Raw genomic sequence first — 13,991 nt, forward strand, 5'->3', positions numbered from 1 at the left:
AATATTCATGGGATAATCAAAAGCTTTGATGCGGAAAGTACAACTGGAATAGGCCGGTTGCGGCTACCGCAGCGACACTGAGGAAAATCCCCATGAAAGAAGGCATCCACCCCGAATATCGCGAAGTGTGCTTCGTCGACCTGTCCAACGGCTTCCAGTTCGTGACCCATTCCTGCGTGAACACCAAGGAAACCGTCAAGCTCGACGATGGCCGTGAACTGCCCCTCTTCAAGCTCGATACCTCCAGCGAATCCCATCCCTTCTACACCGGCACCCAGAAGTCGGTGGACAGCATGGGTGGCCGCGTCGAGAAGTTCCGCAACCGCTACGCCAAGAAGCGCGCCTGATCCTGTTGCTGTGCAACGCGCATCCCTGGCTCCTGGCCGGTGCGCGTTTTGCAGTGGCTCGATCCAGAGCTTCCCGAAGCAGCCTCCGGCTGCTTTTTTTGTTTCCATGCCATACCGGCACGGTCGGCACACAGGCTCCCATCGCACATGGGGCACGCTACACTGCCCGCACTCCTCCCTTTCCCTGCCCGACAAGTGAACCTTCCCACTCCTGCCATCGTGAGCCAGGCTGGCGTGCGACGCCTCCCGCGCCTGGGGCTGCTGCTTTTCTGTGCTGTCTATGTGATGGCAGGATTCGTGGGTCGCGCGCCCTGGAAGCGTGTCGACATCACCAGCTTCGGCTACATGCTGGAGCTGGCGCATGGCCATGGCGCATGGCTGCGTCCCGGGCTGCTGGGAGAATCCGCCTACTTCGATGCCCTGCTGCCTTATTGGCTTGGAGCCGGGGTGATCCGCCTGACTCCTGCTGGCATCGACCCGTTTCTGGCCGTGCGCGTGCTGTTCATGGGGCTGCTGGCCCTGACGCTGCTGGCTGTGTGGTTCGGCATTTACTATCTGGCCCGCACACCCCAGGCGCAGCCCGTTTCCTTCGCCTTCGGGGGAGAGGCCAGACCGAGCGACTATGCACGGGCACTGGCCGATGGCGGGCTGCTTGCCTTCGTGGCCTGCCTGGGACTGGCACAGAGCGCACACGAGGTGGGACCGGGGCTGGTACAGCTCTGCGCGAGCGCCCTGCTGCTCTACGCCCTGGCGGCACTGCCGTACCACGTCTTCGGCCCCATTCTGGCCGGTGTGCTGGGCATGGTGGGACTGACGCTTTCGGGGGCTCCGGTTCTGGCGGTGGCCTTTGGCCTGCTGGGGGCCCTGATCCATGCCCGGCGCGGCACCGAATGGGCCGAACAGGCGCGGCAGGGACTGGAATACGAACAGCATCCGGAAGAACTGGCACGGGTGCAGCGCAGCCGCTGGTACTGGGTGGCCGGTCTGTTGCTGCTGGCTGTGGGCTGTGCAGTCACGAGTACGCTGCTGGATCTGTGGCGCTGGCGCCTGCAGCCTCTCTCGGCCCAATGGGTGCCGTGGCGCAATCTGCTGCGCACCTACCTGTGGTTCACCTGGCCGACCTGGCCCTTTGCCATCTGGACCCTGTGGCGGTGGCGTCAGATGTGGCGCCACCAGGTGCTGAGCCGCCATATTGCGCTGCCCCTGGCTGTCATTGTGCTGTGCACGATCAGCCAGGTGATCTCGGAGCGCAGCGACACCATTCTGGTGATGTCCCTGCCCAGCTACGCGGCGCTCGCGGCCTTTGCACTGCCGACGTTCAGACGCAGCGCGGGAGCCTTCATCGACTGGTTCAGCCTCATGTTCTTCACCTTTGCCGGAGTCATGCTGTGGTATCTGTGGAGCGCCATGCTGACAGGACACCCGGCAGGACTCGCTGCCGGCATCGATCGCAAGCTCTCCGGCTATGTCCCGGGGTTCCTGTGGCTGCCTTTCCTGGCGGGGCTGGGGGTGACGCTGGGCTGGGTGGCACTGGCACGCTGGCGTACGCGCAGGCTGCCTCCGGCCATCTGGAAAAGCATGATCCTGCCTTCAGGCGGTGTGGTGCTGTGCTGGGCACTGGCCATGACCATCTGGCTCCCGCCGCTGGACTTTGCTCGCAGCTATGTGCCCATGGTGCAGGAAATCCAGCGCGTGATGCAGCAGGCATCCCCACTGCCGAACCACCGTGAAAGCGGCAATATTGCCGGTTGTGCGCAGGAATACGGTCTTGATGACGCCCAGATCACTGCGCTGCAATACCATGCTCGCTTGACCGTGACGCGCGACCGCAGCAGCACCTGCCGCTGGCTGATGGTGGGAGAAGGATCGATGCCGATTCTGGCCCATGCCTTGCCCATTGCCCCTTGGAAGATGCTGGGGATTGCGCGACGGCCTACCGACCCTGCTGAAGCCATCTACGTGTTCGTGCGTCGCTGACGAACGACCGCCGGGGAAAATGTCCAGCAGGGGCGATTTTCCAGATAGTGCCCCATGCCATCACGTCTCTTCGCCCTGCCCCGCCTGTTCGATCTGCGTGCCATGCTGCAGCATGCCACCACCATCTGGATCGGGCAATTGGCGGTCATGGCCTTCGCGATTGCCGATACGCTCATTGCGGGCCGATACGCCACCGAGGCCCTGGCCGCCCTGTCGGTGGGCACGGCCATCTATTTCAGCGTGTACATCGGCCTGCAGGGGTTCATCCAGTCACTGCTGCCGCTGTGGGCGCGGATGCATGGGGCGCGGAAGCTGGAGGAACTGGGGTTCAGCGTGCGGCAGACGGTCTACATTCAGGCAGGCTGCACGCTGCTGGGGGCCATGGCGCTGCTCTTTCCCGATCCGGTGCTGCGTCTGGCCGGAGTGCCGGGCACAGTCCAGCCGCTGGTGCGTGACTACCTGGCCGTGCAGGCCCTGACGCTGCCACTTGCCCTGGTGGCCCGCAGCTTCAACACCTTCAGCCAGAGCATCGGTCGGCCGGAATGGGTCACCCGCCTGCAGGCTGGGGGGCTGATGGTCAAGCTCCCGCTGTCACTGTGGTTCACGTTCGGTGGGCTGGGGCTGTCACCCGCAGGGCTGGTGGGCTGTGCCTGGGCCACCTTTGTCACCCAGGCGCTGATGGCAGGGGTGATCGGTCGACTGGTAAGCCACCATCCCCACTATCTGCCCTATGCCCTCTGGCGCCGCCCCGAAAGGCCGCATGGCCCGACGCTGCGCGCCTTTGTCCATCTGGGATTGCCGGGCAGCGTGGCGATCTGGGTGGAAGTGACTTCGTTCACCACCATGGCACTTCTGGTGGCGCCCATGGGAACGGTGGCCTCGGGCGCGCAACAGATTGCCAGCAACATGGCGGCCGTGCTGTACATGTGGCCCCTGTCGCTGGCCATTGCCGCCAGCATGCGCGTGAGCTACTGGCGCGGCGCCCGACGCCATGCCTGCTCGATTGCAGCCTTGCGCACGGGGCTGTGGGTGGCTGCAGGCAGTGCCGTGATGGCCTCTGCCCTGACCCTGGTGTTTCGCAGCGTGATCGTGCACTGGTATTCGGATGCACCGGATGTCACGCGCATTGCTGCTTCGCTGCTGATCTTCGTGGCTGCCTACCATCTGGCCGATGCCATGCAGACCATGGGACTGTTTCTGCTGCGCTGCTTCGAGGTGGTACGTACCCCGGCCTTCATCTATACCCTGCTGCTGTGGGGGATCGGACTCGGGGCAGGCCACTGGCTGGCCTATGGGGTACGGTCGGCAGGGGGCATGGATCTGCACAGCCCCGATGCTTTCTGGATGACCACCGTGGTGGCGCTGAGCGGTGTGGCGCTGCTGTTCATGCTCCTGCTGAGGATGCAGATCCGCCGCACACCTGCCCTGGCCTGAACCCCATCACAGGGATCAGACAGCCCACCTGACTGAGCAGCGGTATGGTCCGCCCCAGCAGGCCCCTCACTCGACTGCGGCCAGAATCGGTCTGTCGTGCAGCGGAGCGGCATCGACATGGCAGACCCGCTGCGCCGGAAACTCCAGCGCAAAGCATGACCCCATGCCCAGGTCGCTCGTGATCTGCAGCTCGGCCCCATGACGCTGGGCCACGTGCTTGACGATGGCAAGCCCCAGCCCCGTGCCACCGGTTTCGCGCGACCGGCTGTGGTCGATGCGGTAGAAGCGCTCGGTCAGGCGGGGCAGATGTTCGCGGGCGATGCCCGGACCGCTGTCGCGCACTTCGAGGCGCACCCCCCCCTCGGGCAGCATGCGTGCCGAGGCGATGATCGTTCCTCCGAAGGGGGTATAGCGCACGGCATTGCCAAGCAAATTCCCGAAGGCGCTTTCCAGCTCGGTCCGGCTGCCGAGCACGCATAGAGAGTCGTCCACCTGCACGTCGGCCTGCACCTGGTGTTCGGGGTGTTCTCCATTGGCCAGCACGCCGGACAGGGCCTGCGCGTTGGCACAGCTCTGCGCGAGCAGATCGCGCACGACGATGCGTTCGCTGAGGTCGGGAGGTGGACTGCCCTCCAGCCGCGACAGGGCCAGCAGATCCTGCACCAGTGCCTGCATGCGGCCTGCCTGCTGCGCCATGAGGGCCAGATAGTGGGCCTGTTCCTCGGAGCTGAGCTCCACGCTCTGCATGGTTTCGATGAATCCCGAGAGAACGGTGAGCGGGGTGCGGATCTCGTGGGAGACGTTGGCCACGAAGTCACGGCGCATGCGGTCCGCCTGTTCAATGGCGGTGATGTCACGCGACAGCAGCAGGCGCTTGCCCTCCCCATAGGGAAAGAACTGCACCGACAGGCGCACCGGACGCTGCGTCGTGTGCTTGCGGCCCACGATGACCACGCCCGTGCCGCTCAGCGGCTGCACCCAGTAGCGCACGAAATCCGGATTGCGCACGAGGTGGATGATGTGCTGGCCCAGGTCATGCGGATTCTGGAATCCGAAGTGTTCGGCCGCGATGAAGTTGAACCATTCCATGCGCCCGACCTCGTCGAGCAGCACCACGCCCATGGGCGAGGCCTGCATGGCATCGAGAAAGACATCGAGCTTGTCTTCGGCCGCCAGGGTGTTGCGCAGGTGGCGGCGATGCTGCACGTCTGCGGCTTCGGACATTTCGCCCCACATCAGCGGCAGACCCGGTGCGGGAGTGGACAGACCGCGCCGCACCCACAGCAGGTAGCGCCAGCCCAGCCAGCTGTCCCATGCCAGCCAGGCCATGTCGAACAGCACCAGCCACAGCAGCACCATGCGCGAATCGAAGGCATCCTGCCGAAGGTCCAGCCACCAGGCCAGCCCCAGCGAGATGACATGCACGATCATCAACCAGGTCAGACGCCAACTCATGTTCGTATACCCACCTTGTGTTCTAATGTGGCATCTCCCGCAGGCCCGGAAACGATGCGGAGAAGGTGCGGAAAGGTTTTTTAGCGCGGCAGGCCCGATGAGAAGATGTGCTCCGCCCCGCACGCCAGCAGGAATCGGCTGCGGGCCGCACGGCCGCATCCATCGCCTGCAGCAGTGCGCCTCCTGCGCTCAGCGTGCCGTGGCGACGGGGACGTGGGCCGTGATGCGGTATCCGGCTCCGCGCACGGTTTCGATCATGGGGGCCGCAGGCCCCATCGACTCGCGCAGGCGCTTGACATGCACGTCCACGGTCCTCTCCTCGATGAACACATGGTCGCCCCATACCCGATCGAGCAGCTGCGCACGGGTGTGCACCCGCTCTGCATTGCGCATGAGGTAGTGCAGCAGCTTGAACTCCGTCGGCCCCAGCTTGATGGGCTGATCGCCGAAATGCACGCGATAGGTTCCCGTGTCGAGCGTGAGCCGGCCCAGCTCCAGCAGGGTTGTCTCGGGTTCCGGGGCACGGCGCCGCAGCACGGCACGGATGCGCGCGAGCAGTTCCTTGGTCGAAAAGGGCTTGGTGATGTAGTCATCGGCCCCTACGTCGAGCCCTGCCACGCGGTCGTTCTCGTCACCTCGTGCCGTGAGCAGGATGATGGGCACCTGGCGGGTGCGCGCATCGGCCCGCCAGCGCCGCGCCAGCTGCAGTCCGCTTTCGCCAGGCAGCATCCAGTCCAGCAGGACCAGGTCGGGGAGCTGGGCATCGAGCTCCCGCTGGGCCACTGCCCCATCCGTGGCCCAGGTGATCTGGTACCCGTTGTGGCGCAGGTTGACCGCGATCAGCTCGGCAATGGGGGCTTCGTCCTCGACGACAAGAATTCTCGGCTGAATCTTCATGACCCGTCAGTTCAGTTGCGATTCAATGGTCTGCAGGGGGGTGTGGCGCACATCGAGGCCATTGACGATGTAGATCACGCTTTCCGCAATGTTCTTGGCATGGTCACCGATGCGCTCGATGGACTTGGCCAGGAACATCAGGTCCAGGCTGGCGGTGATGGTGCGCGGATCTTCCATCATGTAGGTCACGAGCTTGCGCATGAAGCCGTCGTATTCGGCATCGATCATGTTGTCCTCGCGCAGGATGTCGAGGGCAATGCGCACATCGAGACGCGCAAAGGCGTCGAGCGACTTGCGCAGCAGATCGCTGGCCAGGCTCGCGCCGACCCGCAGCTCGGAAGAAGGCAGCGACCGGGCAAAGCCCGACTGGATGACGCCCTGCACGGTGCGGGCGATCTTGGCAGCCTCGTCGCCGGCCCGCTCCAGGTTGGCCGTGGTGCGCGAGATGGCGATGAGCAGGCGCAGATCGCGCGCCGTGGGCTGCCGGCGGCCGATGATGGAGGTCATCTCGTGATCGATCTCCATTTCCATGGCGTTGACCTGGGGCTCGTTCTTGAGCACGGACTGGGCCACATCGGCGTCGTAGTCGATCATGGCCTCGACCGCCTGGCGCATTTGCTGCTCCACGAGGCCTCCCATTTCCATCACCATGCTCGACACGTGGTTGAGCTCGGCGTCGAACTGGCTGGACAGATGCTTTTCAGGCATGGCTATTTCTCCCTCTGTACATCAGCCGAAACGGCCGGTGATGTAGTCTTCGGTCTCCTGCCGCTTGGGCTTGAAGAACATTTCCTTGGTATCGCCGAATTCGATCAGGTTGCCCAGATACATATAGGCGGTGTTGTCGCTGCAGCGTGCGGCCTGCTGCATGTTGTGGGTGACGATGACCACGGTGTATTCGCTCTTGAGCTCGGCAATGAGCTCTTCGACCTTGCTGGTGGAAATCGGGTCGAGGGCGGAGCACGGCTCGTCGAGCAGGAGCACCTCCGGCTTGATGGCGATCCCACGCGCAATGCACAGGCGCTGCTGCTGGCCGCCGGAAAGGCCCGAGCCACTCTGCCCGAGCTTGTCCTTCACTTCGTTCCAGAGGGCGGCCTTGCGCAGGGCCCATTCGACTCGTTCTTCCATCTCGGCCTTGCCCAGATTCTCGAACAGGCGCACACCGAAGGCAATGTTGTCATGGATGGACATGGGGAACGGCGTGGGCTTCTGGAAGACCATGCCGATCTTGGCGCGAATGAGCGCCACGTCCTTCTTGCGGTCGAGCAGGTCCTCGCCGTCGAGCGTGACCGAACCCTCGGCCCGCTGATCGGGATAGAGCTCATACATGCGGTTGAAGATGCGCAGCAGCGTGGACTTGCCACACCCGGAAGGGCCGATGAAGGCAGTGACCTGCTTCTCGGGAATGTCCAGGTTGATGCCCTTGAGCGCATGGAACTTGCCATAGTAGAAGTTCAGGTTGCGCACCGACAGCTTGGCAGGCGACAGGAAGGGAGCAGAAGCAGTAGCGGGAACGGCACTCACGATGGATGTCCTCGGAATGGATGATGGGAGGTCAGGCGGACTTGCGGGTCAGCAGGCGCGCGAGGATGTTGAGGCCCAGCACGGCCACGGTGATGACGAACACGCCCACCCATGCCAGCTGCTGCCAGTTCTGATAGGGGCTCATCGCGAACTTGTAGATCATGGTCGGCAGGCTTGCCATGGGTTGGTTCATGTCGCTCGTCCAGAACTGGTTGTTGAGCGCAGTGAACAGCAGGGGAGCCGTCTCGCCGGCGATGCGCGCCACGGCCAGCAGCACACCGGTCACGACGCCAGCCCGTGCGGCCTTGAGCGTGATGGAGGAAATCACCTTCCACTTGGGTGTGCCGAGCGCATAGGCGGCTTCGCGCAGGCTGCTGGGAACGAGATTGAGCATGTTCTCGGTCGTGCGGATGACCACCGGGATCACCAGCAGGGCCAGAGCCACGGAGCCGGCCCAGCCAGAGAAGGTCTTGAAGGGCACCACCAGGATGGCCGACACGAACATGCCGATCACGATGGAGGGGGCAGACAGCAGGATGTCGTTGACGAACCGGGTGAGGTTGGCAAGCCAGCCGGTGCGGTTGTATTCGGACAGATAGATGCCTGCCATGACGCCGATGGGCGTACCCACCAGCGCAGCCACCAGCACCATCAGGAACGAACCCCAGATCGCGTTGGCGATGCCACCCGCATCATCGGGAGCCGGAGTCATCTGCATGAACACGCTCAGGCTCAGTCCGCCGATGCCCAGACGCAGGGTGTCCAGCAGGATCCAGAACAGCCAGAACACGCCAAATGCCATGGCCAGAACCGACAGCACGAGCGCCACGCGGTTGACCAGCTTGCGCCGCTCGAAGCGGGCGACGCGGAAATCGGGGTGCGGAAGAACGGCACTCATGACTTGCTTCCTTCGTTGCGCTGCAGACGGTTGAGCAGCAGTTTGGACAGGCTCAGCACCACGAAGGTGATGAAGAAGAGTACCAGCCCCAGATAGATCAGGGAAGCACGGTGCAGACCATCCCCTGCCTCGGCAAACTCGTTGGCCAGGGTGGCAGTGATGCTGCTTGCAGGCTCGAACAGGCTCAGGCTCGCGAGCTGGTTCATGTTGCCAATGACGAAGGTCACCGCCATGGTCTCGCCCAGCGCACGCCCCAGACCCAGCATGATTCCGCCGATCACGCCGGCCTTGGTGTAGGGCAGCACCACCTTGTAGACGACTTCCCAGGTAGTGGCTCCGAGACCATAGGCAGATTCCTTGAGCAGGCCCGGAGTCACCTCGAAGACATCCCGCATCACCGACGCGATGAAGGGAATGATCATGATGGCCAGAATGATGCCTGCCGACAGGATGCCGATGCCCACCGGGGGACCTTCAAGCAGCGTAGAGAGCACGGGCACATTGCCGAACACCTTCTGGAGCGGCTGCTGTACCCAGGTGGCCAGAATGGGCCCGAACACCAGGAGCCCCCACATGCCGTACACGATGGAGGGGATGGCCGCCAGCAGCTCAATGGCAGTCCCGAGCGGACGCTTGAGCCATGCCGGCGACAGCTCGGTCAGGAACAGGGCGATGCCGAAGCTCACCGGCACGGCAATCACCAAGGCGATGAACGAAGTGGCCAGCGTGCCATAGATCATGACCCAGCCGCCGAAGTCCTCGGATACGGGATCCCAGGCGCTGGTCACGAGGAACTTGAGGCCGAATTTCTGAATGGCAGGCCATGCTCCCCATACGAGGGACAGCAGAATGCCCAGAAGCAGGCCCAGGGTGATGTACACAGCCAGCCGGGCCCCGCCCGCAAAGAGCATGTCCGCCAGCGCTCCCCGGTGCCGGGTGTCGGGCGGAGGGTTGTTCGCCGGCCGGGAGACGGCAGGCTGATCGGTGCGTGTAGGGGTCATGGCAGGAAGGGAAGGAGCTACGGTAGACATGGCAAAGCATCCGGGAAAAAGTTCTGCAGGGCAAGAGGCCTGCCGCATGCGCGACCCCCCTTCCCTGCAGTCAAACACCGCTTACTTGTAGGCGATGGGCTTGCCGGAGCCGTCCTTGATGTTGGCCCAGGATTGCTGGATCACGGTCTTGACCTCGGCGGGCATGGGCACGTAGTCCAGATCGCCAGCCATCTTGTCGCCACCGGTGTAGACCCAGTCGAAGAACTTCAGCACGGCAGCTGCCTTTTCGGGCTTGTCCTGCTTGGACTGCATCATGATGAAGGTGGCTGCGGTGATGGGCCAGGCTTCCTTGGCAGGCTGGTTGGTCAGGATCTGGTAGAAGCTCTTGCTCCAGTCGGCAGCGGCAGCGGCGGCCTTGAAGCTGGCTTCCTCAGGAGCAACCACGGCGCCTGCGGCGTTCTTCATCTTGACGAAGGCCATCTTGTTTTGCTTGACGTAGGCGTACTCGACATAGCCGATCGAGTTGGGCAGGCGGCCAACGAATGCGGCCACCCCTTCATTGCCCTTGCCGCCGGTGCCGACCGGCCAGTTCACGGCCTTGCCTTCGCCGACCTTGGTCTTCCAGTCGGGGCTGACCTTGCTGAGGTAGTTGGTGAAGTTGAAGCTGGTGCCCGAGCCATCGGCGCGACGCACGGGCGCAATGGCGGCATCAGGCAGGGTCAGACCGGGGTTGAGGGCCTTGATGGCCGGATCGCTCCACTTGGTGATCTTGCCCAGATAGATGTTCGCCAGCGTGGGGCCGTCGAGCACCATGGCACCGGCAGCCACGCCCTGGATGTTGACCACGGGCACCACACCGCCCACCACGGTGGGGAACTGCACCAGGCCCTTGGCCTTGAGATCGTCGTCCTTGAGCGGCTCGTCGGAAGCGCCGAAGTCGACCGTCTTGGCCTCGATCTGCTTCATGCCGGCGCCGGAGCCCACGGACTGGTAGTTGACCTTGACGCCAGCCGTCTTGGCGTATTCGGAAGCCCACTTCGCATACAGCGGAGCGGGGAAGGAAGCGCCGGCACCGGTCAGTGCGCCATCGCTGGCGGCAGCCGTGGTGGCGGCAGGGCCAGAGGCACCGTTGGCGCCAGCGGTCTTCTGTTCACCTTGCTTGCTGCAGGCGGACAGGCCGGCCATCAGGATGACGGCCATGCTGGCCAGGGCGATTCTGCGTTGCTTTTCCATTGTGAGCCTTTCGAGCTGGAATGAGGGAGAGGGAGGGATCGTGGTTCGGAGCCTGCCCCAGGACAGGGACTCGTGACACGGAATGGGCAGACTGTAAGAAATGTTTGTGTCAACCATGTGACACATTCATGAGATTTGCAAGACGTTCGCACTTTTATGGTGCATGCATGCGCTGCGTGCGAGGGAAAGGCCTGCTCCGCCGGGGCTGCGTCCCCAGAAAAAACGGCCCCACCACAGAGGCAGGGCCGCAAGCATGAAGCGCGCTGCATGGACCGCGCTCCACCATGCCTGTCACGGCATTCGATCAGTGCATGGCGATGGGCTTGCCGGATGCATCCTTGATCTGGCTCCAGGAGTGGGCGATGACCGCCTTCACGTCCTTGGGCATGGGTACATAGTCCAGATGCAGCGCGGCCGCATCTCCCTGGGTATAGGCCCAGTTGAAGAACTTGAGCGCAGCAGCAGCCTTCTGCGGCTTGTCCTGGCGCGTGTGCATCATGATGTAGGTCGCTGCCGTGATGGGCCAGGCATTGCGGGCATGCTGGTTGGTCAGGATCTGGTAGAACGACTTCTTCCAGTTGGCAGCACCTGCGGCAGCACGGAAGGTGATGTCGTTGGGCGCCACGACCACGCCGGCGGCGTTCTTCATGCGCACATAGGTGAGATGGTTCTGCTTCACATAGGCGTATTCGACATAGCCGATGGAGTTGGGCAGACGGCCCACAAAGGCGGCCACGCCCTCATTGCCCTTGCCACCCACGCCCACCGGCCAGTTCACGGCCTTGCCTTCGCCGACCTTGGCCTTCCAGTCATGGTTGACCTTGCTGAGGTAGTTGGTGAAGTTGAAGCTGGTACCGGATGCGTCGGCACGGCGCACGGGAGAGATGGCGGCCTCGGGCAGATGCAGCGAGGGATTGAGTGCCTTGATGGCCGGATCATTTCACTTGGTGATCTTGCCCAGGTAGATGTCGCCCAGGGTCTTGCCGTCGAGCACCATGGCGCCCGGGGCAATGCCGCGGATGTTCACCACCGGCACCACGCCCCCCACCACGGTGGGGAACTGCACCAGGCCCTTGGCACGCAGGGCGGCGTCCTGAAGGGGTTCGTCAGAAGCGCCGAAGTCGACCGTCTTGGCCTCGATCTGCTTCATGCCGGCACCGGAGCCCACGGACTGGTAGTTGACCTTGGAGCCGGTGGCACGGGCGTAATCCGAAGCCCACTTGGCATACAGCGGAGCGGGAAACGAGGCGCCGGCGCCGGTGATGTCTTCGGCCTGTACGGCCGATGCGGCGCCGAGGCCCAGAGTGATGGCCAGACCCAGAAGCGTGAAACGGTGGTTGGATTGCATGCTGGTGATTCCTCCTGTGGATGCAAGCGTCATGAATGGACATGTCGGCCGCCGGAAAACGGCACCGGCCGTGTGCTGACACGGGCGGGACTGTAAAAGAGGCCTGTGTCATCCTCGTGACACCCGAGAGCCTTCAGGCGACGGCTGTCCACCGCAACATCCCCAGAGAGTGCAGGGGTAAAGGGGCTATCATCCGAAGAGGGCATGTGTCCTCTGTTTCTCTTCTTTTCCCTGTGTCAGGACATGGGTTCCCCACCAGGGTGGAAAGTTGCGCGAGGCATTGCCCCCAGACCCGCCTCTATGGTCGGCCTCTGCTCCCCGCAAGGGCATGGCCTGCTGCAGCGGTGGCTCCTGCCCCTGATTCCTGGAACATCATGCGAAATGGCACCCGACTGGCCGCACTTGATCTCGGCTCCAACAGTTTCCGTCTCGAAATCGGCAAATACGACCGAGGCCAGATCCACCGGGTCGAATACCTGAAAGAAGCCGTGCGCCAGGGCGCCGGACTTGATGAGAACAACAACCTCTCGCTGGAGGCCATGCAGCGCGGCTGGGACTGCCTCGCACGCTTCAGCGAGCGACTCGCCGGCATCCGCACGAGCCAGATCCGTGCCGTGGCCACCCAGACGCTGCGGGAAGCTGCCAACCGGGATGTATTCCTGTCCAAGGCACACCAGATCCTCGGGTTTCCCATCGACGTGGTATCGGGACGCGAGGAGGCCCGCCTGATCTATCAGGGGGTGTCGAACCTGCTCCCACGTTCGACCGACCGCCGGCTGGTGGTGGACATCGGCGGGCGTTCGACCGAAATGATTCTGGGCCGGAACCTGGAAGCCCAGCAGCTCGAATCATTCCAGGTCGGCAGCGTGACGTGGTCGATCCGCTACTTTCCAGACGGGAAGTACACCGAGGGAGCTTTCCGCAAGGCGGTCATTGCCGCACGCGCGATGCTCGACGAGGCGGCCATGACCTTTCGTGCCGGCAAATGGGACGTGGCCTACGGCTCGTCAGGCACCATTGGGGCCGTGACGGACATCCTGGCTGCCGGAGGCTTTCCGCCCGGTATGGTCACCATGGAAGGCCTGCTGTGGCTGCGGCAGCGGCTGATCAAGGCACGCGACCTGACCAGCTTCACCATCGCCGGCCTCAAGGACGAGCGCAAGCCCGTGCTGGCAGGTGGCCTGTGCGTGCTCATGGCCGTGTTCGAGGTGCTGCAGATCCGTGAGATGGCTGCGGCGCAGGGTGCCCTGCGCCAGGGGGTGCTCTATGACCTGATCGACCGTGAACAGTCCACCACCGATCTCCGCGCCGAATCGGTGGCCCTGCTCATGGAAAAGTTCTGTGTGGATCACAAGCAGGCCACGCGCGTCGAGCGCACAGCCATGAGCCTCTACCGCCAGATGCCCCATCTCGACGACTCGGTGCTGGCCGAACGGCGCGAACGCAAGCTGCGCTGGGCGGCACGCCTGCATGAAATCGGCGCCCACATCTCGCACAGCAACTACCACCGCCATGGCGCCTACATCCTCGACCACGCCGAGGCTCCCGGCTTTGCCCTGCCCGAGCTGCACTACCTGAGCCTGCTGGTGCTGGGCCACCGGGGCAAGCTGCACAAGCTCGACACCGACTTCAGCGACGCCGTGTTCGTCTCGCTGCTGTTGAGCCTGCGGCTCGCCGTCATCTTCTGCCATGCCCGGCGCACGCCGGTACTCGACGACATGCGTCTCGCACGGCGTGTGGCACCATCCCTGGGTTTCACCCTGAGCGTCTCCAGGGACTGGGCCGCCAGCTACCCGCAGTCCATGTACCTTCTGCGGCAGGAAACCGACGCCTGGGACCGGATCGGCCTGAGCTTCAAGGTGGTGGTGAAATAAACACGGCAGGGC

Annotated in this window: 11 protein-coding genes and 1 pseudogene; 4 read left to right on the top strand and 8 right to left on the bottom strand. The window is 63.7% G+C overall.

Annotated features, from left to right (window positions below; all coding sequences use genetic code 11):
• The first annotated feature begins 92 nt into the window (after positions 1-92).
• The 3 genes from ACP2WS_RS04085 (at position 93) to ACP2WS_RS04095 (ending at position 3,758) form a co-directional block, all read left to right on the top strand.
• Positions 93-347: a type B 50S ribosomal protein L31 gene (locus ACP2WS_RS04085; RefSeq protein ID WP_374493108.1), complete on the top strand. Its 255-nt coding sequence runs from the start codon at positions 93-95 to the stop codon at positions 345-347.
• A 195-nt stretch (positions 348-542) separates the two neighbouring features.
• The gene (locus ACP2WS_RS04090) at positions 543-2,324 is read left to right on the top strand and encodes a hypothetical protein (RefSeq protein WP_374493110.1); all 1,782 of its coding nucleotides are present in this window, start codon (positions 543-545) and stop codon (positions 2,322-2,324) included.
• A gap of 54 nt (positions 2,325-2,378) precedes the next feature.
• The gene (locus ACP2WS_RS04095) at positions 2,379-3,758 is read left to right on the top strand and encodes an MATE family efflux transporter (RefSeq protein ID WP_426459642.1); all 1,380 of its coding nucleotides are present in this window, start codon (positions 2,379-2,381) and stop codon (positions 3,756-3,758) included.
• A 66-nt stretch (positions 3,759-3,824) separates the two neighbouring features.
• Here ACP2WS_RS04095 and phoR read toward each other — a convergent pair whose 3' ends face one another.
• The 8 genes and pseudogenes from phoR to pstS (ACP2WS_RS04135) form a co-directional block, all read right to left on the bottom strand.
• Positions 3,825-5,213 (bottom strand): phosphate regulon sensor histidine kinase PhoR, encoded by a 1,389-nt coding sequence (gene phoR, locus ACP2WS_RS04100; RefSeq protein ID WP_426459644.1) that lies wholly within the window; start codon positions 5,211-5,213, stop codon positions 3,825-3,827.
• Positions 5,214-5,402: 189 nt separating this feature from the next.
• Positions 5,403-6,110, bottom strand: a complete 708-nt coding sequence (gene phoB / locus ACP2WS_RS04105; RefSeq protein WP_426459645.1) for a phosphate regulon transcriptional regulator PhoB — start codon at positions 6,108-6,110, stop codon at positions 5,403-5,405.
• Between the two features lie 6 nt (positions 6,111-6,116).
• Positions 6,117-6,818, bottom strand: coding sequence for a phosphate signaling complex protein PhoU (phoU, locus tag ACP2WS_RS04110; RefSeq protein WP_374493116.1), 702 nt, complete (start codon positions 6,816-6,818; stop codon positions 6,117-6,119).
• Positions 6,819-6,839: 21 nt separating this feature from the next.
• A complete protein-coding gene (pstB, locus tag ACP2WS_RS04115; protein ID WP_374493191.1) occupies positions 6,840-7,637 on the bottom strand; it encodes a phosphate ABC transporter ATP-binding protein PstB in 798 nt (265 codons plus the stop codon).
• A 28-nt stretch (positions 7,638-7,665) separates the two neighbouring features.
• Positions 7,666-8,532, bottom strand: a complete 867-nt coding sequence (gene pstA, locus ACP2WS_RS04120) for a phosphate ABC transporter permease PstA (RefSeq protein ID WP_426459647.1) — start codon at positions 8,530-8,532, stop codon at positions 7,666-7,668.
• Positions 8,529-9,533, bottom strand: a complete 1,005-nt coding sequence (gene pstC, locus ACP2WS_RS04125; protein WP_374493120.1) for a phosphate ABC transporter permease subunit PstC — start codon at positions 9,531-9,533, stop codon at positions 8,529-8,531. Before pstC ends, pstA begins: the two co-directional genes overlap by 4 nt.
• Before the next feature lie 111 nt (positions 9,534-9,644).
• Entirely contained in the window at positions 9,645-10,757 is a 1,113-nt protein-coding gene (gene pstS, locus ACP2WS_RS04130; RefSeq protein WP_426459648.1) for a phosphate ABC transporter substrate-binding protein PstS, read from the bottom strand.
• A 304-nt stretch (positions 10,758-11,061) separates the two neighbouring features.
• Positions 11,062-12,105 (bottom strand): annotated as a pseudogene (gene pstS, locus ACP2WS_RS04135) (phosphate ABC transporter substrate-binding protein PstS).
• A gap of 374 nt (positions 12,106-12,479) precedes the next feature.
• Between pstS (ACP2WS_RS04135) and ACP2WS_RS04140 the strand changes: the two are divergent.
• A complete protein-coding gene (locus tag ACP2WS_RS04140) occupies positions 12,480-13,979 on the top strand; it encodes a Ppx/GppA phosphatase family protein (protein WP_374493124.1) in 1,500 nt (499 codons plus the stop codon).
• Positions 13,980-13,991 lie beyond the last annotated feature (12 nt).

It is taken from the genome of Brachymonas moutaii (nom. illeg.) (assembly GCF_049977365.1).
Classification (GTDB): Bacteria; Pseudomonadota; Gammaproteobacteria; order Burkholderiales; family Burkholderiaceae_C; genus Brachymonas.

Bases quoted from the DNA above. Each gene is read 5' to 3' on its own strand.
- ACP2WS_RS04095 (WP_426459642.1), top strand. From the start codon at position 2,379: ATGCCATCACGTCTCTTCGCCCTGCCCCGCCTGTTCGATCTGCGTGCC.
- ACP2WS_RS04140 (WP_374493124.1), top strand. From the start codon at position 12,480: ATGCGAAATGGCACCCGACTGGCCGCACTTGATCTCGGCTCCAACAGT.
- pstS (WP_426459648.1), bottom strand. From the start codon at position 10,757: ATGGAAAAGCAACGCAGAATCGCCCTGGCCAGCATGGCCGTCATCCTG.
- phoR (WP_426459644.1), bottom strand. From the start codon at position 5,213: ATGAGTTGGCGTCTGACCTGGTTGATGATCGTGCATGTCATCTCGCTG.
- ACP2WS_RS04085 (WP_374493108.1), top strand. From the start codon at position 93: ATGAAAGAAGGCATCCACCCCGAATATCGCGAAGTGTGCTTCGTCGAC.
- pstC (WP_374493120.1), bottom strand. From the start codon at position 9,533: ATGACCCCTACACGCACCGATCAGCCTGCCGTCTCCCGGCCGGCGAAC.
- phoU (WP_374493116.1), bottom strand. From the start codon at position 6,818: ATGCCTGAAAAGCATCTGTCCAGCCAGTTCGACGCCGAGCTCAACCAC.
- phoB (WP_426459645.1), bottom strand. From the start codon at position 6,110: ATGAAGATTCAGCCGAGAATTCTTGTCGTCGAGGACGAAGCCCCCATT.
- pstA (WP_426459647.1), bottom strand. From the start codon at position 8,532: ATGAGTGCCGTTCTTCCGCACCCCGATTTCCGCGTCGCCCGCTTCGAG.